The sequence below is a fragment of the Streptomyces anatolicus genome, assembly GCF_019400875.1.
GTDB lineage: Bacteria > Actinomycetota > Actinomycetes > Streptomycetales > Streptomycetaceae > Streptomyces > Streptomyces anatolicus.
Genome location: NZ_WMBF01000020.1, coordinates 13,844 through 34,047, shown reverse-complemented (window position 1 = coordinate 34,047; position 20,204 = coordinate 13,844). Strand labels below are relative to the sequence as shown.

The window sequence follows — 20,204 nt, the reverse complement described above, 5'->3', positions numbered from 1 at the left end:
GGCGTACGCGTCGATGCCCCGCTTGATGCCCCGCACGGCGAGCGGGGCATTCGCGGCGATCTCGGCCGCCAGCGCATGCCCCGCCTCCGCCAACTCCGCGCCCGGAACCACCTGCTGGAGCAGGCCCAGCCGCTGCGCTGTGGCCGCGTCGACGCGGCGCCCGGTGAGCGCGAGGTATTTGGCCCACCCCGCGCCCGCCTCCCGCGCGATGCGCAGGTCGCCGCCGGCGTCGACCGCGACCCCCACCTGCGCCTCGGGAAGCGCGAACACCGCGTCGTCCGCCGCGATCCGCACGTCCGCCATGAGCGCCAGCTCGAAGCCGAAGCCCAGGCAGTACCCCTGTACCGCCGCGACCACCGGCTGCGGAAGCCCGGCGAAGGCCCGGAAGCGTTCGTGGGCCCAGCGCACACCCTCGTACGTACGGTGGACGCGTTCCGCACCGGAGCGGCCCGTGATGGTGCCGCCCGGCGCGGTGATGTCGATGCCCGCGCAGAACGCCCGGCCCTCGGCGCGCAGCAGGACCGCCCTGATCGAGTCGTCGAAGCGGATCCGGTCGGCGAACAGGCCCAGTTGCCGCGTGGACTCCCAGCTCCACGCGTTGAGCTTGCGGGGGCGGCAGAGGGTGAGGACGCCGAGCCCGTCCTCGACGTCGAGCCGCAGCCGCTCCTCGCCCGCCGGAATCTCCCTGCTGATGGTGTCGATCATCTCCCGGGCTCCCCACTCCTGATGGGGCGTCAGGGTAGAGGCGCGGGCCCGCCTTCTGAAGGGCCTCAGCGGGCGAAGACCTCGAAGCCCACGGCCGGCCTGCCGCCGAAGCGCGGCGCCAGCGCCTCGGCGTTGCCGGTCAGGAACTCACGGCAGTACTTCTCGGGGTCCTCTTCCGTCAACGCCTCGATGTACGTGCGGTGTTCGAGGAGCGAGGCCACCGAGCGGTCGAGGCCCGCCGAGGCGTCCGCCGCGTGCGTGGGCGTCGACGAACCGGCGACGGCGACCCACCGCACGCCGTTCCAGGGCTCGAGGCCCTGCTCGGCGATCAGCTCGGGAAAGATCCAGCGGTTGCCCGCGTCCGCCGCGGCGTCGAGCGTGGCCCGGCCCACCGCCACGTGGTCGGGGGTGTTCCAGGCGACGCCGCCCCACGTGTCGCGGTGGTTGAGCGTGATGACCAGCTCGGGCCGGTGCCTGCGGATCGCGGCGGCGATGTCGCGGCGCAGCGCCGTGCCGTACTCGATGACGCCGTCCCTGTGGTCCAGGAACTCCACCGTGTGCACGCCGACGACGGCCGCGCTCGCCCGCTGCTCGCGCTCGCGCAGCGGTGCGCAGGTGGCCGGGTCGATCGAGTCGATGCCCGCTTCGCCGCGGCTCGCCAGGAGGTACGCGACGTCACGGCCGCCGTCCGTCCAGCCGGCGATCGCCGCCGCGCACCCGTACTCCAGGTCGTCGGGGTGCGCGACGACGGCCAGCGCGCGCTGCCAGTCCTCGGGCATGGGGGTGAGCTGGGCGGGCGCTGCGGCCCCGGCTGCGGTGTGCGACTCGGTCATGACCGCAGCCTAACCTCGCCCTCCGGCAACGAGTTGACGGCAGCTCAACAGGCGCCGAGACTCCGGCGCCTCACGCCTCCCCGCGCACCATCGCGAGCAGCCGGTCGAGGACCCTCGGTCCGCCCACCCGCAGCCCGTCGTGCTCGAACTCGTCCGTGACCCAGGTGCGCAGTCCCCGGACGGCACGGGCGGTACGCAGCGAGTGCTCGGTGTCGACGTACAGGTCGTCGTGGTAGACCGCCGCGGCCACCGGCACTTCGTTCGCCGCGAGGCGGTCCACGTCGTACAGGCGCGGCCAGTCGGTGCGCGCCGCGAGCAGATCGGCGCTCTCGCGCAGCGGGCGCAGCGCCGGGTCGGCGTCGAACATCCAGCGCTGCACGGCCTCGCCGGTGAACAGCACCGGCTCGTCGCCCGCCAGGGCCTTCTCCGCGTCGAACCGCGGGAACTCCGCCCGCACCCGCTCGGCCGCCCAGGCCGTGGGCCGCTCCCCCTGCGCGTAGATCGCCTCGTGCAGGACGGCGTAGAGCGGGTTGCCCGCGTACGAGAGGGCGGCCTGCACGTTCTCCTGGAACGCGTCGGAGAGCGCGGGCCCCGACGGCGTGCGTACGAACGCGTCCTCCAGGAGGTAGTGCAGACGGTGGCTGCCGTCGCCGGTGCCCAGCAGGATGCCGAGGGACTGGAAGGCGGGGACGGTGAGCCGGTAGCCGCCGTTGAGGACCGGCTCGTGCTCGGCGAGGTGGGCGGCGATGCGGCGGGCACGCTCGACGTCCTGCGGGTAGCGGGCGTAGTGCGCGGCGCTCTTGCGCGCCATGCGCGGGTAGGCCGCGCGGTACACGTCGTCGGCGTCGCCGTCGAGGGTGGGCAGGCCCCCGGTGATGACCGCGGCGGCCAGGCCCTCGGGCGCCGCCGACAGGTAGTGCGTGACGCAGAAGCCGCCGAAGCTCTGCCCGAGGACGGTCCAGGGGGCGCCGCCGGTCACCTCGGCGCGGATCGCCTCGCAGTCGCGGACGATGGAGTCGGCGCGGAAGTGCGCGAGGTAGTCGGCCTGTTCGCGCGGGCCGCCGCGGAGCGGGAGCGTCTGGCGGTTGGCGGGCGTGGAGCCGCCGGTGCCGCGCTGGTCGAGGAGGAGGACGCGGAAGTCCCGCAGGGCGCGGTCGAGCCAGGACTCCCTGCCGTGGAAGCGGGTGGCCCCGAAGCCGGGTCCGCCCTGGAGGTAGACCAGCCAGGGCAGGTCCGCGCCGCCCCGCGACACGGAGACCACCTCACGGGCGTACAGCTCGATGCGCTCCCCCGCCGGATCGTCGTGGTCGAGCGGCACGCTGAAGCGGCGGTCGGTGAGGACGACTCCCGGCTGGCGGTACGTGACGGTCAAGGCTGCTCCTGGGCGCTCGGTCGAAGGCGGGACTTCGCCCCCAGTCCAGCACACGAGGTGACACCGCCGGATGGCAGGCGGCACGGAAGCGGACCGCCACCGCTGACTGCCCCGGCGTTCCCCTGCCGCGTACCCTGCACCCACCCGGTGATCGACGAGGAGGAACCCGCGATGCGCGTCGCCCTGTTCCTGACCTGTGTCAACGACACGCTCTATCCGGACACGGGCCGCGCGGTGGTGAAACTCCTGACCAGGCTGGGAGTCGAGGTCGACTTCCCGATGGCGCAGACCTGTTGCGGGCAGGCGCACTACAACACGGGCTACCGGCATCAGGCGGAACCGCTCGCCCGGCATTTCTCCGATGTCTTCGGGTCGGACGCGTACGACGCGATCGTGACGCCGTCCGGTTCGTGCGGGGCGATGGTGCGCGAGCTGTATCCCCGCATGGGGGAGCGGGCGCGGGCGGAGGGGCGCGGGGGCGGCCTCGCGCGGAAGCTCGCGCCGGTGGTCCCGAAGACGTATGAACTGAGCGAGTTCCTGGTGGACGTCCTCGGCGTGACGGACGTCGGGGCGTACTACCCGCACAAGGTCACCTACCACCCCACCTGCCACGGTCTGCGGCCGCTCGCGCTCGGGGAGCGGCCCGCCCGGCTGCTCCGGGCGGTCAGGGGGCTCGAACTCGTCGAGCTGCCGGGCGCCGAGGAGTGCTGTGGGTTCGGCGGCACCTTCGCCGTGAAGAACCCCGATGTCTCGGCGGCGATGGGCGTGGACAAGGTCCGCGCCGCCGAGTCGACCGGTGCCGAGGTGCTGTGCGCGGCGGACAACTCCTGTCTGATGCACATCGGCGGCACGATGGCCCGGCTCAGGAGCGGCGTACGTCCCGTTCACCTCGCGGAGATTCTGGCCAGCACGGAAGAGGAGCCCCTGTCATGAGCGGCGGCACGTTCGTGGGCATGCCCGCGTTCCCCGAGGCCGCCCGCGAGGCGGTCGGCGACAGGACCCTGCGCGCCAACCTGCGCCACGCGACCCACACCATCCGCGACAAGCGCGCGAGGGCCGTCGCCGAGCTGGCCGACTGGGCGGAGCTTCGCGAGGCGGGCAAGCGCATCAAGGACCACACGCTGCGCCATCTCGACCGCTATCTCGTCCAGTTGGAGGAGTCCGTCGTCCGCGCCGGGGGCACCGTGCACTGGGCCGTGGACGCCGACGAGGCGAACCGCATCGTCGCGGACCTCGTCAAGGCGACCGGTGAGACGGAGGTCGTCAAGGTCAAGTCGATGGCCACCCAGGAGATCGGTCTCAACGAAGCACTCGAAGCTGAGGGCATTCACGCCTACGAGACAGACCTCGCCGAGCTGATCGTGCAGCTCGGCGAGGACCGGCCCTCGCACATCCTCGTGCCGGCGATCCACCGCAACCGCGCCGAGATCCGTGACATCTTCCGCGAGAAGATGGGCAGTTGGGGCCGCCCGGCTCCCGAGGGGCTGAACGATGTGCCCGCCGAGCTGGCCGAAGCCGCGCGCCTGCATCTGCGGGAGAAGTTCCTGCGCGCCAAAGTGGGCGTCTCCGGGGCGAACTTCATGGTCGCGGAGACCGGCACCCTGGTCGTCGTGGAGTCGGAGGGCAACGGCCGGATGTGCCTGACCCTGCCCGAGACGCTGATCTCCGTGGTCGGCATCGAGAAGGTCGTCCCCGCCTGGCGCGACCTGGAGGTCTTCCTCCAGACGCTCCCCCGCTCCTCGACGGCCGAGCGCATGAACCCGTACACCTCGATGTGGACCGGAACCACCGGCCAGGACGGCCCGAGCGCCTTCCACCTGGTCCTGCTCGACAACGGCCGCACCGACACCCTCGCCGACGAGGTGGGCCGCCAGGCCCTGCGCTGCATCCGCTGCTCGGCGTGTCTGAACGTGTGCCCGGTCTACGAGCGGGCTGGCGGGCACGCGTACGGCTCGGTGTACCCGGGCCCGATCGGCGCGATCCTCAGCCCGCAGCTGCGGGGCACGGGGAGCGAGATCGACGCCTCCCTGCCGTACGCGTCCTCGCTCTGCGGGGCCTGTTACGAGGTGTGTCCGGTCGCCATCGACATCCCCGAGGTCCTGGTGCATCTGCGGGAGCGGGTGGTGCAGGGCGGCGAGGTCACCCGGCGCGGCGTGAAGGTGACGCTGAAACCGGCGAAGGGGCACGCGGCGGAACGGGCGGCGATGCGGGCGGCGGGCCTCGCGTTCGCCCGCCCGGGGGCGCTGCGCCTCGGCCAGCGCCTCGCGTCGCGCACCCGGCGGCTCCATCCGCGTACGCTGCCGGGCCCCGGGCGGGCCTGGAGCGCGACCCGAAACCTGCCGAAGGTCCCCGCGGAGCCCTTCCGCGACTGGTGGCAGCGCACGCACGGCGGAACGACCGAGGGGAACGGGAAGTGAGCAGCAGGGACCGGATCCTCGGCCGGGTGCGGCGGGCGCTGGCCGATGTGCCGGACGAGGACGCGGCGTACGAGCAAGGCCCCCACGACGCCACGCCGTGCGAGCAAGACCCGGACGGTGACCCGGCGTACGAGCAAGCGGTGGACCGCCGCTATCTGCGGGAACACGGCGCGCGCACCACCGGACAGACCGTGGAACTGCTCGCCCAGAACCTGGCGGACTACCGCGCGCTCGTGCACCGCTGCGCCGACGAGGAACTGCCTCACCTGCTGGCGCGGCTGCTCGCCGAGCGCGGCTCCCGGACCGTGCTCGTGCCGCCCGGCCTGCCCCCGCACTGGCTGACGGCCGCCGGTCTCCAACTCGTCCACGACCGCGCCGCGAGCACCCCGCGCGAGCTGGACGAGGTGGACAGCGTCGTCACCGGCTGCGCGGTCGCCGTCGCCGAGACCGGCACGCTCGTCCTCGACGGCTCCCCGGACCAGGGCCGCCGCCGCATCACCCTCGTCCCCGACCACCACATCTGCGTCGTACGCGTCCCCGGCCAGGTCGTCCCGTCGGTGCCGCTGGCCCTCGAACGGCTCGTTCCCGCGCGGCCGCTGACCTGGATCTCGGGACCGTCCGCGACCAGCGACATCGAGCTTGACCGGGTCGAGGGGGTGCATGGGCCGCGCACCCTGGAGGTGGTGCTGGTGAGCGGCGGGTGACGGGCGGGGCTAGCGTGAGGGCATGATCCGGTTCGAGCAGGTGACCAAGCGCTATCCGGACGGCACGACGGCCGTGGACGATCTCTCCTTCGAGGTCGCCGAGGGCGAACTGGTCACGCTTGTCGGCCCGTCCGGGTGCGGCAAGACCACGACGATGATGATGGTGAACCGTCTCATCGAGCCCACGTCGGGCCGCATCTTCGTGAACGGCGAGAACATCGCCGAGGTGGACCCGGTGCGCCTGCGCCGCCGCATCGGTTACGTCATCCAGCAGGTCGGTCTCTTCCCGCACCGCACGATCCTCGACAACACGGCGACCGTTCCCGCGCTCATCGGCTGGAAGAAGGCCAGGGCGAGGGCCCGGGCGGCCGAACTGCTCGACCTGGTGGGCCTGGACCCGAAGACCTTCGGTTCGCGCTACCCCGAGCAGCTCTCCGGCGGCCAGCGCCAGCGCGTCGGTGTGGCGCGGGCCCTGGCGGCCGACCCTCCCGTCCTGCTCATGGACGAGCCGTTCGGAGCGGTCGACCCGGTGGTGCGCGAGCAGTTGCAGGACGAGTTCCTGCGGATGCAGGCGGCCGTGCGCAAGACGGTCCTCCTCGTCACGCACGACATCGAGGAGGCGGTCCGCCTCGGCGACCGCATCGCGGTGTACGGCCAGGGGCGCATCGAACAGTTCGACACGCCCGGGGCGGTGCTCGGGGCGCCCGCGACGCCGTACGTCGCCGAGTTCGTGGGCGCCGACCGCGGTCTGAAGCGGCTCTCGGTGACCGAGATCCAGACGGACGACCTGGAGGAGCCGCCGCTCGCCCGCCTCGACGAACCCGCCGCGCAGGCCGCGGCACGGCTGCGCGAGGAGTCGGCGCGGTGGGCCGTCGTCCTGGACGAGGGCGGCGATCTGCACGGCTGGGTGGGCGTCGACGAGGTGGCGCTGGCCGGCACGGGCGGAACGGTCGGCGATCTGGCGCACCGCATGAACTCCTGGGTGCCGGTGGGCGCCCCGCTCAAACAGGCGTTCGGCGTGATGCTCCAGCACGACGCGGGCTGGGTGGCGGTCCTGGACGGGGCGCGCTTCCTCGGCGTCCTGACCCCGGCCAAACTCCACGAGGCCCTGCGCCGCTCGGTGGACGCGGACGCGCAGGGAGTGGCACGCGACGAGGTGCAGTTCGACTCGGTGGCCGACGCGTGAAGCGCCCCTGGAGGGGGCGCGGGGAACTGCGCGACAAACCACGACGCGCCCGCAGCGGAGGGTTCACAGCAGCCCCTCGTCCTCCAGATAGGCCCGCGCCACGTCCTGAGGCAACCGCCGCCAACTGTCCACCCGCTCATTCATGGCCGCGAGGTCGGCCGTGGTCAGCACGGAGTTGAGCCGCCCGAGCGCATCCGCGACGCCCCCACTGCCCGCCCGCGAGCGATTGACGACCGGCACGATGTAGTCGGCGTTCTGCAACCGCTTGTCGTCCTTGAGAAGTACGAGCCCGAAGTCATCGAGGGTCGCGTCGGTGGACGTGGTGAGCACCATCTGGTCCTGCCCGCTCTGCACGGCCCTCTTGGCCTGGGTGGTGCCGACGCCCTTCGGGTCGACGCCCGTGATGTCGATGCCGTAGACCTTCTTCAGACCGGGCGCGCAGTAGGGGCGCCGGACGCATTCGTCGCCGGCCGCGAGGCGCACCTTCAGGCCGGACCTGCCGAGGTCGCCGAGGGTTTTCAGGCGGTGCTGCCGGGCGTACGAGGCGGCGACGGCGAAGGCGTTCTGGTCGACCGCCTCGCCGGGGTCGAGGACGGTCAGACCGCGCGGCGCGGCGAGCCGGCGCAGGGCCCGCATGGTCGTGCCGAGGTCGGGCGAGCCGACGGGCCGCGCGTCGGCGCCGTTCTTCTTGGCGTTCAGCCAGTCCGCGAAGGTCGCCGCGTACTCGGGCACGACGTCGATCTGGCCGGACTCCAGGGCGGGTTCGTACAGCTCGCGGTTGGCGACGGAGAGGATCCGCGTGCCGTATCCGGCCTTGTTCAGGAGCAGCGCGTACATCTGGGCGAGCAGGTCGGACTCGGTGAAGCCCGCGGAGCCGACGACGAGGTTCTTGCTGTCGCCGGGCGGCGCGGTGACCTCGCCCCGGTTCTCCAGCGAGGGCCCGGACGCGCAGCCCGTGACCAGGGCGAGAAGGACCGCGGCCAGGGCGGCGCGGCGCCTCATCCGGCGCTCCGGCGACGCGGTGTCCCGTCTCATCCGGCGCTCCCCCGCCGCCGCGTCCACCCGGGTGCGAGCCGCTCGGCCACCTCGAAGACCCCTTCGACGAGCAGCGCGAACACGGCCACGAGCACGGCGCCCGCCACGACCTGCGGAGTGCTCGCCAGGTTGAAGCCCGCCGTGATGATCCGGCCGAGCCCGCCGCCGCCGGCGAGCGCGGCGATGGTGGCGGTGGCGACGAGCTGCACGGCGGCGATGCGGACGCCGCTGAGCACCAGGGGCAGCGCGAGAGGCAGTTCGACCTGCCGGAGCAGCTGGCGCCCGGTCATCCCCATGCCGCGCGCCGCCTGCACCACGCTCTGGTCGACGCCGCGCATGCCGACGTACGCGTTGGTGAGCAGCGGGGGCACGGCGAAGAGCACGAGGGCGACGACGGTGGGGCCCTCGCCCCACCGGCCGAGCGGGGTGAGGAGCAGCAGGACGAGCACCGCGAAGGTGGGCACCGCGCGGCCGACGTTGGAGATGTTCACGGCGAGGGCGCCGCCCTTGCCGAGGTGGCCGAGGACGAGCGCGACGGGCAGGGCGATCAGGCAGCTGATCAGGAGGCAGACGACGGTGAGTACGAGGTGCTGGGTGAACCGGTGCCAGATGCCGTCGTCGCCGGCCCAGTGCGCGGAGTCGCCGAGCCACGCCATGGCGTCGCCGAGTGTCTTCATGAGCGGGCCGCCCTCGACGCTCTTTCCCAGGGGGTGAGGACGCGCTGCACGCCGAGGAGCAGCACGTCGGCGACGACGGCGATGACGACGCAGAGCACGGAGGCGGTGAGCACCTGGGCCTTGAAGTAGGTGTTCATGCCCGCGTAGATGAGGTTGCCGAGCCCGCCGAAGCCGACGATCGCCCCGACGGTGACCAGGGAGACGGCGGAGACCGTGGCGATGCGGAGCCCGGCCATGGCGGCGGGGAGTGCGAGGGGCAGTTCGACCGCGAGGAGGAGGCGGATCGGGCCGTATCCCATGCCGCGGGCGGCCTGCCGGGTCTCCTCGGGGACCGCGCGGAGCCCGGCGAGGATGTTCCGTACGAGCAGGGTGAGCGAGTAGAGGACGAGGCCCGCGACGACGAGGGACGCGGAGAGCCCGTACACCGGGAGGAGCAGCGAGAACATCGCGAGGGACGGGATGGTGTACAGGACCGTGGTGAGCGCGAGTACGGGGCCCGCGGCCCATCCCCAGCGGCGGGCCAGCACGGCGAGGGGCACGGCGATGACCAGCGCGATCAGGACGGAGAGTGCGGTCAGCTGGAGGTGCTGGACGACCGCGTCGAGCAGGATCTGGCGGCGGGTGCTCAGATATTCGCCGCAGATCCACTCGTTGCGCGCGAGGCAGTCGTCGGGAGGCGCGGTCACCCGTCCATTCAAGGCCGGGGTGGCGGGCGGCGGCTCGTTCTGGTGACCCGTACGGGCGCGCCCCTTCAAGGCACCGGGGCGGGCGTCGGCACCGCCGGACCCGGACTCAGCGCGAGACGAGCAGTGCCACAAGCCGTTCCGTCTGTTCGCGGGGGTCGGGCGCGCCGGCCCAGCCGGTCATCAGGAGATGGTGGACGGTCCCGACCAGGGCGAGCGCCATCGCGGCGGTGTCCGTACCGTCCGGCAGGCGGCCGATGCGCAGTTCGGCGTCGAGGTAGTCGGTGAGCGCGTCCTGGATCGTGGCGAAGCCCGGCGCGCCCGCCGCAAGCGACGCGCGGATCGTCCGGGAGGTGGCGTGGCTTGCCATCGCCAGTCCCACGACCCCGGGATCGAGGGAATCCAGGAGCGAGGTCGCCACCCCGACGAGGTTGTCCGCGATGGTGCCCTGGCCCGCGCGTGCGGGCAGCTTCGCGGCCTCACACGCGGTGCGCGCGAACCGGTCGAGCACCAGCTCGGCGACGAACGCGTCCACTCCCCCGAAGTGCGTGTGCAGCACCCCCTTGGCGCAGCCCGCCTCCCCGGTGATCGCCCTGCTGGTCAGGGCGGATGCCCCGTCCCGGGCGACGATCCGCTCGGCGGCTTCGAAGAGCCGCTCCCTGAGGTCGGGGATCGCTACTCCGCGCGGCGCCATGGATTCTCCTCGTACGACACGTCCGCCCCTGGCCGGTCGACCTCTGGCCGATACGGGACGGCCCCTTGCCGGTATGGGCGCTCGCCCATACTGTTTGGGCGAGCGCCCATACTAACCGTGCGGGGTGCCACGACCACCAGGGGGCGGACACCATGGGGAACATCGTCAACACCGAGCAGGCACAGGCGTGGAACGGCTACGAGGGTGCCCACTGGGCCCGCAACCAGGACCGCTGGGACGCGGTGAACGCGGGCTTCAACGCCCCGCTCCTGACGGCCGCCTCGATCGGCCCGCACGACCGCGTCCTGGACATCGGCTGCGGGGCGGGGCAGACGACGAGGCTGGCCGCGCGCCGGGCGAGCGGGGGCCACGCCGTCGGCCTGGACCTGTCGGCGCCGATGCTGGAGCGTGCGCGCCTGACCGCGCGGCACGAAGGCCTCGACAATGTCACCTTCGAACAGGGTGACGCCCAGGTCCACCCCTGGGCGGAGGGCGCGTACGACGTCGCGATCAGCCGTTACGGCGTGCTGTTCTTCGCGGATCCCGTGGCCGCCTTCGCCCACATCGGCCGGGCGCTGCGCCCCGGCGGGCGCTCGGCGTTCATCTGCGCCGCGCACGCCGAGGACAACGAATGGCTGCGAGCCTTCGCCGAGTTGCGTGACCTCCTTCCCATCGGTGGCTTCGGCGAGCCCGGCGGCCCCGGCATGTTCTCCCTCGCCGACGCCGACAGGACCCGGGGGCTGCTGTCCGCCGCCGGGTTCGAGCGCGTGGAGACGACGCGTGTGCAGGCGCACGGAGTCTGGGGGCGGGACGCGGCCGACGCCGCCGGCTTCCTCCTCGCCTCCGGCCCGGGGCGCCACCTGCTGAGCCAGGTGACCCCGGAGACCCAGGAGCGCGCCCTGCACCGACTCACGGAGATCTTGCGCCCCTACGAGCGTGAAGGCACCGTCCCCCTCCTCAGCACGGCCCTCCTGGTGACGGCCGTCCGCCCCGACTAGACCCGACCAGGGGGCCCCGACCGAGGCGGAACCGGCACCCGGCAGACTGCCGCCCATGACCGTGACGGATTTCCGAACCGACCTGCGCGTCTACCTCCAGGACGCGCGTGACGCACTGCTGTGGAAGCTCGAAGGCCTGTCGGAGTACGACATACGCCGCCCGCTGACTCCGACCGGCACCAATCTGCTGGGGCTGGTCAAGCACGTGACCAGCGCCGAAGCGCTCTACTTCGGCGCGACGTTCGGGCGGCCGTTCGAGGCGCCGCCCCTGTGGATCACGGGCGGCGCCGAGGCCAACGCGGACCTGTGGGCGACCGCCGACGAGACCCGGGAGCAGATCGTGGGGCTCTACCGGAAGGTGTGGGCCCACTCGGACGCGACGATCAAGTCCCTGGAGCTGGACGCGGTCGGCCGGATCCCCGGGAACGAGCGGCATGAGATGACGCTGCACCGCATCCTCGTCCACATGATCGCCGAGACCACCCGCCACGCCGGGCACGCCGATGTCGTGCGCGAACTGATCGACGGGACCACGGGGTTGCGTAAGGAGGACGACAACATGGCTAAGGGCAGCGCGGCCTGGTGGGAGGAGCACCGGGCCCGGGTCGAGCACGCGGCGCGTGAGGCCGGCCGGATGGGCGGCACCATGTGACGCCTCAGGTCAGCAGGTCCGTGACGAACTTCCGCAGCCGACCGCCGCGTACGGGTCGCACCCCGTGGATGACCTGGGCGCCATAGGCGATGGCAACGCCCGCGCCGGCGTCGGCGAGCCAGCGCGTGCGGTCGGCGGCGGCCAGCCATGCGGGGACGCTCTGGTGGAGGCGGCCGTCGGGCCCAGGGGCGTGCGGCACGCTCCTGGTCAGCGGCGTACCGGGCAGGAAGTTCTCCCTCTCGCCGACGAGCCGCCCGCTCCAGATGCCGTCGTCGGCGGTGGTCTCGACGTAGAACTCCCCTCCGCTGTCGGCCTCTTCCAGTACGACGCCGATCCTGCCGAGGCGGCAGTGCTCGGCTCCCGGATCCGGTATGCCGTCCACGTGCGTGGCGATACGCTGACCGGCCGTCAGGACGGTGTAGGCCCAGGGCGCGGCGTAGCGCAGGGAGGGGATGGCGCGCCGGAGAGCGGGCAGCGCCCTCGCGGTGGCCTGCTGGAGGATCTCCTGGGCCTGCGGCGGGGCGGTGACGACATCCGCCTCGAAGCGCGGGGCCCAGTCGGCGAGTTGCGGGTCGGCGTCCATGATCTTGCTCAGGGTGGCCAGTTCGTCGGGGGTGAGGAAGCTCTCGACGGTCTGCAGCACGAGGGATTCGCTGATGTGGATCACGGGCGTCTCCTCTGTCGAAGGTGCCGGTGTCCGACGTCGGACGCGCCGACGTCGACGGCGCCGGATGTGATGCTCCGTCAACCGTCGGGGCGCGCCCGGGCCCGGTCCATGGCGTCGACACGTCGTGCGGGGGCACGGGGGTCGGTCGCAGGGGCGTGCGCGGCGCATACGTGCGCCGGTGAGCGCCCCACACTTTCAAGCCGCGCGAGGGACCTGCGAGAGGGGGTGGCTGTGGCCGCGCACAGCAGAGCGCGGTGGCGGGGAGGGCTGAACCCTCCTCACCACCGCGCTCCCTGCCGGTGCGTCAGTGCCGGCCGCCGGGCGCGTGGCCGATGCCCTCGTGGTCGTAACCCGCGGCCTCGGACCAGACGATGCCGAGCGGGCCGCCGACGCTGTCGTACGAACCGTAGAACCCCTCGTGGTCGTAGCCCATCTGGTGGCGCGGGTTGTAGCGGTCGTAGTTGTCGTCGGCGACGGCCGCGCCCGCCCCGAGGGCGAGGACGGAGGCGGTGAGGGCGGCGGCGAGGATGGTCGAGCGAACGCGCATGGGGATATTCCTCCTGGAATACGCAGGTGCTGTCGCCATGTCACCTGCCGCGGCGGCGGGGCCGCATAACGGCACAGCACACGCACTCCACCCGAACGGACCCCGGATTACTACCGCACGGCCCACTTGCCACTACCGCACGGCCCACTTGATCGGCTCCTTGTAGTACCCCTGCGAATACGTCACCGCCTTCAACGTGGCGGCGGCGGGGATGAGGTACGGCTCGCAGACGGTGCGCGTCTCACCCTTCTTCCAGATGTCCTCACCGTCGAGACTCTTCCTGCCGTCGTCACCGACGCAGTCGGAGGGGCGGCTCGAGAGATCGCCGATGAGTATGAACTCCGTCGCGGGCTTGCCCCCGGAGGTCTCGCCGCCCACGTTGCTCATCACCATCGGCTGCTTGACCGCGGAACCGCCGACGTGCTTGGCCTTCACATAGATCCAGGCGACCTTCAGGCCCTCGTACTTCTCCTTGGCGTCCAGCTCATCGAGGTCCGCCGGCTTCCCGAGGGTGACCTTCGTCGGCGTGAGGGAGAACCGACCAATCTTCTCATACTTGGTGATCTCCTGCACCGGCCCGGCCTGCCCGACCTTGAGACTCTTAGGCGCCTCACTCGCCTCCGAGCCCCCACCGGCCCCATCCTTCTTCTTCCCGCCCCCACCACCGCACGCGGCGAGCGACACGACGCTGAGGGCTGCGAGGGCCGCGAGGCCGATGCGTCGACGGGAGTGGGTGGTGCGCTGAGTGCTCATGTGTTCCCTGATCTTGTGTTCCTCGGTTTACGGACAGTCTGCCGGGTCCACATTTCACCTGTTCGGGGGCCCGACATGATCCCGGCTGCCGGAGGCCGGCCGTACCGTCACCTCGACCTCCGTTGCGCCGGACGCCCGCACGCGTACCTGTCGTGCCTGTCCGGGTGGCACGCTTCGGGTGCTGGGGTGTGCCGTGCGGCCCGATACCTCGATGTGCCAGCCGGTGGTGCTCGGCGGCAGGGACAGCACGGTGGTGCCGGGGCGGTGAGTGGACCGGTAGGCGAGGCGGTACGTCGCGCGGGCCGGGTCGTGGGTGTCGGCGCGCACGGTGCCGGCGACCGCCGGGGCGTACGGCGTGGCGGTGCGCTCCTTGTTCGTACGGAGGCGGCCGTCGCGGTCGAGGGCGCAGTAGCCGCCGCCGTAGCACCAGACGTAGGCCGCCCAGCCCGAGGTGTAGCGGGTGAAAGAGGCGAGCGCGTCGTCGTGGAAGCGGCGCATGTTGGGCAGGCCGTTGTTCAGCGGGCCCCATTCGCCCACCACGACGGGCACCGAGTGCTCGCGGGGGTAGGCGGTGACGGCGTTCTCGTACGCGGTGATCCAGCCGGCCGCCGGGTCGTAGTCGGCGCCCGCCTCCATCGCGGTGTTGTAGAAGTGCGGGGCGTAGACGACGCGTTCGTCGGGGACGCGGCCCAGGCCGGTGGGCACGCCTTCGCCGACGATGGGGGTCGGTTCGATGAACAGGTGGTTCGAACGGTCCTGGGTGCGGATGGCGGCGGCGAGGCGCCGGTACATCGGGGTGAGCTGTGTCGCCTCGATGCGGCGTGCGGCACTGGCCAGGTCCTCGCCCGCGCGTAGCTCCCCCATCGGCTCGTTGATCAGGTCGTAGCCGAACACCGCCGGGTGCCGCCCGAAGCGGTCCGCCAGCAGACGCCACATGCGGGCCTGCGCGCGCCGCAGGTCCGCGTCCTCGTAGAGGTGGGTGAAGGCGCGCTGGACGGCGGGTTCGAAGTACTCGGCGAACCAGTCCTCGGGGTGCGGAGTGAACGGCAGCCCGTCGGTGCGCGTCGCCCACGCCGGGATTCCCCGGTGGCCGAACGCGGGCCCGAACACGTCCTGGTGGGCGTCGATGACGACGTGGACACCGTGCGCGTGCGCCCAGTCGAGGATGCGCCCGATCTTGCGCAGGTACGCCTCTCTGTAGCGCCCGCGCCGCGGCTCCAGGTCGTCCCAGAAGACCAGCAGACGGGCGAAGTTGAAGCCGTGGGCCCGCAAGTCGGCGAAGTGCCGCTCGGTGATCGCGCTCAGGGCCTCCGGGCCCCGGTGGATCTTGTCCTCGACGTTCCAGCCACGCAGGGTCAGCGTGCGTCCGCGGGCATCGGTGAGACGGGGTATACCGGCGGCGGCGGGGGCAGCGGCGGGCCCGCTGCCGGAAGTCCCCACTCCCCTCGCGGCCGCCGGAGCCAGACCCGCACCGAGCAGCGCGGCGACGATCAGGGCCACCAGCCCGAGCCGCTGCCGCGCGAAACGCTTGCCCATGACAGACCTCCGACACTCGGGGGACACGCGGTCACATACATGTGCCCGTCCGGCACGCCCCGTACGTATCAGGAACCGCTGACACAGACCAGCCAACCAACGACACGGACGGCCGAAAATCTCCCCACACGTCGGTCGGTCCGCTCCGGCCTTCCCAGGAGGCCCCCTTGGTAAAGTGGGCAGGAGGTATCCATGAAGATGCTGATCAATGTCGCCGAGACCGTGGTCGCCGACGCGCTGCGCGGCATGGCCGCCGCGCATCCCGAGCTGACCGTCGACGTCGAGAACCGAGTGATCGTCCGCAGGGACGCCCCCGTCGCGGGGAAGGTCGCCCTCGTCTCGGGTGGCGGGTCCGGGCACGAGCCGCTGCACGGCGGGTTCGTGGGGCCGGGGATGCTCTCCGCCGCCTGCCCCGGAGAGGTGTTCACCTCGCCCGTGCCGGATCAGATGGTGCGGGCCGCGGCCGCCGTGGACAGCGGCGCGGGCGTGCTGTTCGTCGTGAAGAACTACACCGGTGACGTGCTCAACTTCGACATGGCCGCCGAGCTGGCCGAGGACGAGGGCATCCAGGTGGCGAAGGTGCTCGTCGACGACGACGTGGCCGTCGCCGACAGCCTCTACACCGCCGGCCGACGCGGTACGGGCGCCACGCTCTTCGTCGAGAAGCTGGCGGGCGCGGCCGCCGACGCGGGCATGCCGCTCGCGCGGGTCGAGGCGATCGCCCGGCGGGTCAACGACAGCGCGCGCAGCTTCGGTGTGGCCCTGAGCGCGTGCACCACCCCGGCCAAGGGCGGTCCCACCTTCGACCTGCCCGCCGGGGAGCTGGAGTTGGGCGTCGGCATCCACGGCGAGCCGGGGCGTGAGCGGCGCCCGATGATGACCTCGCGCGAGATCGCCGACTTCGCCGTGAACGCCGTACTGGAGGACCTGCGCCCGCGCAACCCAGTGCTGCTGCTCGTCAACGGCATGGGTGCCACTCCCCTCCTTGAGCTGTACGGCTTCAACGCCGAGGTGCAGCGCGTGCTCGTCGAGCGGGGCGTGCCCGTGGCCCGCACACTCGTCGGCAACTACGTGACCTCACTGGACATGGCCGGCGCCTCCGTGACGCTCTGCCAGGTCGACGAGGAACTGCTCCGGCTCTGGGACGCGCCGGTCAGCACGGCCGCGCTGCGCTGGGGCGTCTGACACGCCCGTACCAGTCCCCCGATCACGCAAGGAGAACCTGTGCTCGACGCCGACTTCTTCCGCCGCTGGCTGACGACCGCCGCCCAGGCCGTCGACCGCGAGGCGGCCCGGCTCACGGAGCTGGACTCGCCCATCGGCGACGCCGACCACGGCAGCAACCTCCAGCGCGGCTTCACCGCTGTCGCCGCCGTCCTGGAGAAGGAGGCGCCCGCCACCCCCGGCGCCGTCCTCACCCTGGCCGGGCGGCAGTTGATCTCCACCGTGGGCGGCGCGTCGGGGCCGCTCTACGGCACCCTGCTGCGCCGCGCCGGCAAGGCGCTCGGCGACGACAGCGAGGTCGACGAGGCGCGGTTCGCCGAGGCGCTGCGTACCGGCGTCGACGCCGTGGCCGCGCTCGGCGGCGCCGCGCCCGGTGACAAGACGATGCTGGACGCGCTCGTCCCCGGCGTCGACGCGCTCGGCACGTCCTTCGGCGCGGCGCGCGACGCCGCGCAGGAGGGCGCGCTCGCGACGACGCCGATGCGGGCGCGCAAGGGCCGGGCCAGCTACCTGGGCGAGCGCAGCGTCGGCCACCAGGACCCGGGCGCGACCTCCTCGGCACTGCTCTTCGAGGCGCTGGCCGACGCCGCGCGCGGCACGGACGGGCGGGAGCCCGGCCATGGCTGACGAACCGTTGGTCGGCGTCGTCCTCGTGTCGCACAGCGGTCCCGTCGCCGAGGCGGTCGCCGCCCTCGCCACGGGGCTGGCCGGGGGCGGCGCCCTCGCCCCCGTGGCGGCCGCGGGCGGGACGGAGGACGGGGGGTTCGGGACGAGCGCGGAGCTGATCTCGGCGGCCGCGGCGCGGGTCGACCGGGGTGCGGGCGTCGCGATCCTCACCGACCTCGGCAGCGCCGTCCTCACCGTCAAGGCTCTCGTCGCCGAGGGCGACGAACTCCCGGACGGCGCACGCCTGGTGGACGCCCCGTTCGTGGAGGGAGCGGTGGCGGCCGTGGTGACCGCGTCGGCCGGGGCGGACCTCGCCGCGGTGGAGGCGGCGGCCATGGAGGCGTACGACTATCGCAAGGTGTGAGCCCCGGGCGGCCGGCGGTTCCATGGTGACGGCCGGAGTCGGTCACCGTTCTCGTGCGCACGATGTCCGCCCTCTTGATGTGCCCCCGTCACCCGTGTCAAATAGGTCCGGACCAATGCCGCCGAGTGGAAGGCAGGCAGCACCGTGCGACGGACCCTCCGGCTGACCACCCCCCTGGCCCTGCTGGCCGCCCTCAGCGCGGCCGCGCTCGGCGGCTGCGGCTGGAGCGGCCAGGACGACCGGCAGGACACCCGGCCCCCGGCGGCACCCCGCGGCCTCACCGTGGAGGCGGGCAGCGCCACCACCGCCCACGTCATGTGGAACCAGGCCACCGACGACACCGAGGTGACCGGCTACGAGGTGTACCGCGACGCCAAGAAGGTCAAGGAAGTACCCGGCGGTAAGCACATGGTGGACATCACCGGCCTGAAGCCGTCGACGACGTACGCCTTCACGGTGCGCGCCCGTGACGCCGAGGGGAACGTGAGTCCGGACAGCAGGAGACTGTCCGTCACGACGCCCGCCGCTACGGCCGCCGACCGCGAGCCTCCGTCCCGGCCCGCGCGGCTTCGCGGCGAGGCGGAGGGGAGCCGGTCGGCGATGCTGACCTGGGGGAAGTCGTCGGACAACCGAGGCGTGGCCTCGTACGAGATCTATCAGGGCGCCTCGAAGATCCACAGCGTGGGCGGCGGGCAGACCGCGACGCTGGTCACCGGGTTGCGGCCCGGCACCGACTACACCTTCACGGTCAAGGCGCGCGACGCCGCCGACAACTTCTCGCCCGCGAGCCCCGAGGTCCGCCTCACCACCGCCGCGGGGAAGGAGTCGGGGCGCAAGACGGCACCCACCGGCTTCCGCGCCGCGACGCACCGCGCCGACGGGGCGTACTACATCGATCTGACCTGGACGCCGCCGCGCACGGGCGGCGCGGTGACGGAGTATCAGATCCAGCTGGACGGCCGCACCGCCACCTCGCTCGTCTTCGGCGGGACGGCGCCGCGGGACAAGGCCGAGCACAGCTTCTACATCGGCAGGAAGGCCGGTGAACGGCACCAGGTACGGATCCGCCCGAGGCTGCCCGACGGGACGTGGGGCGCCTACTCCCCCGAACGGACGGTCACCACGGGCTGAGCCCGCCCCTCAGCCGTGCCCGCGCCCCTCAGTCCTGCCCGCGTGCCGCGGCCGCCCGCTCGCTCAGCAGGGCCGCCGCGCGCCGGCACCAGTCGCGGGACTCGCGTTCGAAGGCGAGCCCGCGCAGACAGGTCAGATAGGTGCCGACGCGCTCGCCGGTCCGCAGGAACTCCTCCTCGTCCGCGCCACCGCGCAGCTTCACGAGCAGCTTTTCGAGCAGCTCGATCTTGGCGTCTGCCATCTGGGCGCGCTCGGTGAGCTGCTCGATCACCGGTCCGGCGGCGACGCCGTCGATGGCCTGCACCTTGACCAGCAGGTCGTCACGGATGAAGGACGGCTTGGCGGCGCGTGCCACGAACCGTTCCATCTCGGCGAGACCCGCCTCGGTGACGCGGAACAGCCGCTTGTTCGGGCGGCCTTCCTGGACCACCTCCCGGCCGGTGACCAGGCCTTCCGTCTCCAGCTTGGCGAGTTCGGCGTAGAGCTGCTGGGGCAGCGCGTGCCAGAAGTTGGCCACGCCGATGTCGAAACCCTTGGCCAGCTGGTAGCCGCTGTACTCGCCGTCCAGCAGTGCCGCGAGCACCGCGTGCCGCAGAGCCATCGCGTGGATCCCCTTCTTTCGCCGCCTCTTTCTTTCGCTGCCTCGCACCCCCATCATAGTCATCAATCTGAATAGTCAGATTGATGACTATGACTATGGCCGTTGCTGCGACCGACCATCACCTCGGAGGATCCTCATGCACCCCACCGCCGCCCGCTTCCGCGCCCTCGTCGAGAAGGGCGACCTCGACGCGCTGGAGGAGCTGCTCACGCCGGACATCCGCTTCTACAGCCCGGTGAAGTTCACGCCCTTCGAGGGCAGGCCGATGCTGCTCGGGCTCCTCGGCGTGCTGCTGCGGACGTTCGAGGACTTCCGGTACGTGGGGTCGTTCGCCGGAGAGTCGCGGACGAGCGCGGACGGCAGCGAGGCCGAGTCGGCCGTCCTGCTCTTCCGCGCCACCGTGCGGGGCAAGGAGATCCACGGCATCGACCTGCTGCACTTCGACGCGGAGGGCCGGATCAAGGAATTCACCGTGATGGTGCGCCCGCAGTCCGCGGTGCGGGCGCTGGGGCAGGCGGTGCACGAGGGCCTGGTCGCGGACGGACTGGTCCCGGCCGACGAGTAGGCCCCCCGAGCCCCCGGGGCAGGTGACGGCGGGTCAGCTGTGCGCCGGACGAAGGATTCCGTCACCTGCCCGGAGGCAGCCCGCATGCGGTCCCGGCCCACGGCACGTTGGCTCTTCGTCAGGTAGCACGGGCGTTCCCCGATTCGCGGCGGCGCATGGGTTGTACCGCCTCCCGTGCCACCGGAGGGCAGACG

23 protein-coding genes are annotated in these 20,204 nt (G+C 72.4%); 11 read left to right on the top strand and 12 right to left on the bottom strand.

Going from position 1 to position 20,204, the window contains the following annotated elements; all coding sequences use genetic code 11:
- From GKQ77_RS04330 to GKQ77_RS04320, 3 genes are all read right to left on the bottom strand, one after another.
- A partial coding sequence (locus tag GKQ77_RS04330) for an enoyl-CoA hydratase/isomerase family protein (RefSeq protein WP_219687358.1) occupies positions 1-705 on the bottom strand: 705 nt, incomplete at its 3' end.
- Between the two features lie 65 nt (positions 706-770).
- Complete coding sequence (locus GKQ77_RS04325) at positions 771-1,538, bottom strand: PIG-L deacetylase family protein (protein WP_219687357.1); 768 nt, start codon at positions 1,536-1,538, stop codon at positions 771-773.
- A gap of 70 nt (positions 1,539-1,608) precedes the next feature.
- Positions 1,609-2,910, bottom strand: coding sequence for an alpha/beta fold hydrolase (locus GKQ77_RS04320; RefSeq protein WP_219687356.1), 1,302 nt, complete (start codon positions 2,908-2,910; stop codon positions 1,609-1,611).
- Between the two features lie 171 nt (positions 2,911-3,081).
- Between GKQ77_RS04320 and GKQ77_RS04315 the strand changes: the two genes are divergently transcribed.
- From GKQ77_RS04315 to GKQ77_RS04300, 4 genes are read left to right on the top strand one after another with little or no spacing between them, the layout of a single operon-like run.
- Positions 3,082-3,843 (top strand): (Fe-S)-binding protein, encoded by a 762-nt coding sequence (locus tag GKQ77_RS04315; protein ID WP_219687355.1) that lies wholly within the window; start codon positions 3,082-3,084, stop codon positions 3,841-3,843.
- Positions 3,840-5,327: a LutB/LldF family L-lactate oxidation iron-sulfur protein gene (locus tag GKQ77_RS04310; RefSeq protein ID WP_258020816.1), complete on the top strand. Its 1,488-nt coding sequence runs from the start codon at positions 3,840-3,842 to the stop codon at positions 5,325-5,327. Before GKQ77_RS04315 ends, GKQ77_RS04310 begins: the two co-directional genes overlap by 4 nt.
- Positions 5,324-6,031, top strand: coding sequence for a LutC/YkgG family protein (locus tag GKQ77_RS04305; protein WP_219687354.1), 708 nt, complete (start codon positions 5,324-5,326; stop codon positions 6,029-6,031). Before GKQ77_RS04310 ends, GKQ77_RS04305 begins: the two co-directional genes overlap by 4 nt.
- A gap of 22 nt (positions 6,032-6,053) precedes the next feature.
- Positions 6,054-7,217, top strand: coding sequence for an ABC transporter ATP-binding protein (locus GKQ77_RS04300; protein ID WP_219687353.1), 1,164 nt, complete (start codon positions 6,054-6,056; stop codon positions 7,215-7,217).
- 63 nt (positions 7,218-7,280) lie between these two features.
- Here GKQ77_RS04300 and GKQ77_RS04295 read toward each other — a convergent pair whose 3' ends face one another.
- The 4 genes from GKQ77_RS04295 to GKQ77_RS04280 form a co-directional block, all read right to left on the bottom strand.
- Positions 7,281-8,219, bottom strand: a complete 939-nt coding sequence (locus GKQ77_RS04295; protein WP_219687361.1) for an ABC transporter substrate-binding protein — start codon at positions 8,217-8,219, stop codon at positions 7,281-7,283.
- A gap of 29 nt (positions 8,220-8,248) precedes the next feature.
- Entirely contained in the window at positions 8,249-8,929 is a 681-nt protein-coding gene (locus GKQ77_RS04290; protein WP_219687352.1) for an ABC transporter permease, read from the bottom strand.
- Positions 8,926-9,615, bottom strand: a complete 690-nt coding sequence (locus GKQ77_RS04285) for an ABC transporter permease (RefSeq protein WP_219687351.1) — start codon at positions 9,613-9,615, stop codon at positions 8,926-8,928. Before GKQ77_RS04285 ends, GKQ77_RS04290 begins: the two co-directional genes overlap by 4 nt.
- A 106-nt stretch (positions 9,616-9,721) precedes the next feature.
- The gene (locus GKQ77_RS04280) at positions 9,722-10,306 is read right to left on the bottom strand and encodes a TetR/AcrR family transcriptional regulator (RefSeq protein WP_219687350.1); all 585 of its coding nucleotides are present in this window, start codon (positions 10,304-10,306) and stop codon (positions 9,722-9,724) included.
- 152 nt (positions 10,307-10,458) lie between these two features.
- Between GKQ77_RS04280 and GKQ77_RS04275 the strand changes: the two genes are divergently transcribed.
- Together GKQ77_RS04275 and GKQ77_RS04270 are read left to right on the top strand one after the other, a co-directional pair.
- Positions 10,459-11,304, top strand: a complete 846-nt coding sequence (locus GKQ77_RS04275; RefSeq protein ID WP_219687349.1) for a class I SAM-dependent methyltransferase — start codon at positions 10,459-10,461, stop codon at positions 11,302-11,304.
- 55 nt (positions 11,305-11,359) lie between these two features.
- Positions 11,360-11,956 carry a DinB family protein gene (locus tag GKQ77_RS04270; protein ID WP_219687348.1) on the top strand — a complete coding sequence of 199 codons (597 nt, stop codon included), beginning with the start codon at positions 11,360-11,362 and terminating at the stop codon, positions 11,954-11,956.
- A 4-nt stretch (positions 11,957-11,960) separates the two neighbouring features.
- On the opposite strand, the gene GKQ77_RS04265 is transcribed toward GKQ77_RS04270, so the two are convergent.
- From GKQ77_RS04265 to GKQ77_RS04250, 4 genes are all read right to left on the bottom strand, one after another.
- Positions 11,961-12,623 carry a hypothetical protein gene (locus GKQ77_RS04265; protein ID WP_219687347.1) on the bottom strand — a complete coding sequence of 221 codons (663 nt, stop codon included), beginning with the start codon at positions 12,621-12,623 and terminating at the stop codon, positions 11,961-11,963.
- A gap of 304 nt (positions 12,624-12,927) precedes the next feature.
- Positions 12,928-13,170: a hypothetical protein gene (locus GKQ77_RS04260; protein ID WP_219687346.1), complete on the bottom strand. Its 243-nt coding sequence runs from the start codon at positions 13,168-13,170 to the stop codon at positions 12,928-12,930.
- A gap of 132 nt (positions 13,171-13,302) precedes the next feature.
- Positions 13,303-13,923 (bottom strand): hypothetical protein, encoded by a 621-nt coding sequence (locus GKQ77_RS04255; protein WP_219687345.1) that lies wholly within the window; start codon positions 13,921-13,923, stop codon positions 13,303-13,305.
- Positions 13,924-13,977: 54 nt separating this feature from the next.
- On the bottom strand, positions 13,978-15,459 hold the full coding sequence (locus tag GKQ77_RS04250) for a glycoside hydrolase family 5 protein (protein ID WP_219687344.1): 1,482 nt from the start codon (positions 15,457-15,459) through the stop codon (positions 13,978-13,980).
- Between the two features lie 192 nt (positions 15,460-15,651).
- Here GKQ77_RS04250 and dhaK point away from each other — a divergent pair, with 192 nt between their 5' ends.
- The 4 genes from dhaK (at position 15,652) to GKQ77_RS04230 (ending at position 18,844) form a co-directional block, all read left to right on the top strand.
- Positions 15,652-16,644 (top strand): dihydroxyacetone kinase subunit DhaK, encoded by a 993-nt coding sequence (gene dhaK, locus GKQ77_RS04245; protein ID WP_219687343.1) that lies wholly within the window; start codon positions 15,652-15,654, stop codon positions 16,642-16,644.
- A gap of 39 nt (positions 16,645-16,683) precedes the next feature.
- Entirely contained in the window at positions 16,684-17,310 is a 627-nt protein-coding gene (gene dhaL / locus GKQ77_RS04240; RefSeq protein ID WP_219687342.1) for a dihydroxyacetone kinase subunit DhaL, read from the top strand.
- A complete protein-coding gene (locus tag GKQ77_RS04235; protein ID WP_219687341.1) occupies positions 17,303-17,713 on the top strand; it encodes a PTS-dependent dihydroxyacetone kinase phosphotransferase subunit DhaM in 411 nt (136 codons plus the stop codon). Before dhaL ends, GKQ77_RS04235 begins: the two co-directional genes overlap by 8 nt.
- 144 nt (positions 17,714-17,857) lie before the next feature.
- The gene (locus tag GKQ77_RS04230; protein ID WP_308117539.1) at positions 17,858-18,844 is read left to right on the top strand and encodes a fibronectin type III domain-containing protein; all 987 of its coding nucleotides are present in this window, start codon (positions 17,858-17,860) and stop codon (positions 18,842-18,844) included.
- A 28-nt stretch (positions 18,845-18,872) separates the two neighbouring features.
- Here the strand turns inward: GKQ77_RS04230 and GKQ77_RS04225 are convergent, their stop codons facing one another.
- Complete coding sequence (locus tag GKQ77_RS04225; RefSeq protein ID WP_219687340.1) at positions 18,873-19,445, bottom strand: PadR family transcriptional regulator; 573 nt, start codon at positions 19,443-19,445, stop codon at positions 18,873-18,875.
- Positions 19,446-19,581: 136 nt separating this feature from the next.
- Between GKQ77_RS04225 and GKQ77_RS04220 the strand changes: the two genes are divergently transcribed.
- Complete coding sequence (locus GKQ77_RS04220) at positions 19,582-20,010, top strand: nuclear transport factor 2 family protein (protein ID WP_219687339.1); 429 nt, start codon at positions 19,582-19,584, stop codon at positions 20,008-20,010.
- Positions 20,011-20,204: the final 194 nt, after the last annotated feature.

Coding starts and splice junctions, on each gene's coding strand:
- GKQ77_RS04325 (WP_219687357.1), bottom strand. CDS start 1,538: ATGACCGAGTCGCACACCGCAGCCGGGGCCGCAGCGCCCGCCCAGCTC.
- GKQ77_RS04315 (WP_219687355.1), top strand. CDS start 3,082: ATGCGCGTCGCCCTGTTCCTGACCTGTGTCAACGACACGCTCTATCCG.
- GKQ77_RS04310 (WP_258020816.1), top strand. CDS start 3,840: ATGAGCGGCGGCACGTTCGTGGGCATGCCCGCGTTCCCCGAGGCCGCC.
- GKQ77_RS04300 (WP_219687353.1), top strand. CDS start 6,054: ATGATCCGGTTCGAGCAGGTGACCAAGCGCTATCCGGACGGCACGACG.
- GKQ77_RS04295 (WP_219687361.1), bottom strand. CDS start 8,219: ATGAGGCGCCGCGCCGCCCTGGCCGCGGTCCTTCTCGCCCTGGTCACG.
- GKQ77_RS04290 (WP_219687352.1), bottom strand. CDS start 8,929: ATGAAGACACTCGGCGACGCCATGGCGTGGCTCGGCGACTCCGCGCAC.
- GKQ77_RS04280 (WP_219687350.1), bottom strand. CDS start 10,306: ATGGCGCCGCGCGGAGTAGCGATCCCCGACCTCAGGGAGCGGCTCTTC.
- GKQ77_RS04275 (WP_219687349.1), top strand. CDS start 10,459: ATGGGGAACATCGTCAACACCGAGCAGGCACAGGCGTGGAACGGCTAC.
- GKQ77_RS04270 (WP_219687348.1), top strand. CDS start 11,360: ATGACCGTGACGGATTTCCGAACCGACCTGCGCGTCTACCTCCAGGAC.
- GKQ77_RS04260 (WP_219687346.1), bottom strand. CDS start 13,170: ATGCGCGTTCGCTCGACCATCCTCGCCGCCGCCCTCACCGCCTCCGTC.
- GKQ77_RS04255 (WP_219687345.1), bottom strand. CDS start 13,923: ATGAGCACTCAGCGCACCACCCACTCCCGTCGACGCATCGGCCTCGCG.
- GKQ77_RS04250 (WP_219687344.1), bottom strand. CDS start 15,459: ATGGGCAAGCGTTTCGCGCGGCAGCGGCTCGGGCTGGTGGCCCTGATC.
- dhaK (WP_219687343.1), top strand. CDS start 15,652: ATGAAGATGCTGATCAATGTCGCCGAGACCGTGGTCGCCGACGCGCTG.
- GKQ77_RS04235 (WP_219687341.1), top strand. CDS start 17,303: ATGGCTGACGAACCGTTGGTCGGCGTCGTCCTCGTGTCGCACAGCGGT.
- GKQ77_RS04225 (WP_219687340.1), bottom strand. CDS start 19,445: ATGGCTCTGCGGCACGCGGTGCTCGCGGCACTGCTGGACGGCGAGTAC.
- GKQ77_RS04220 (WP_219687339.1), top strand. CDS start 19,582: ATGCACCCCACCGCCGCCCGCTTCCGCGCCCTCGTCGAGAAGGGCGAC.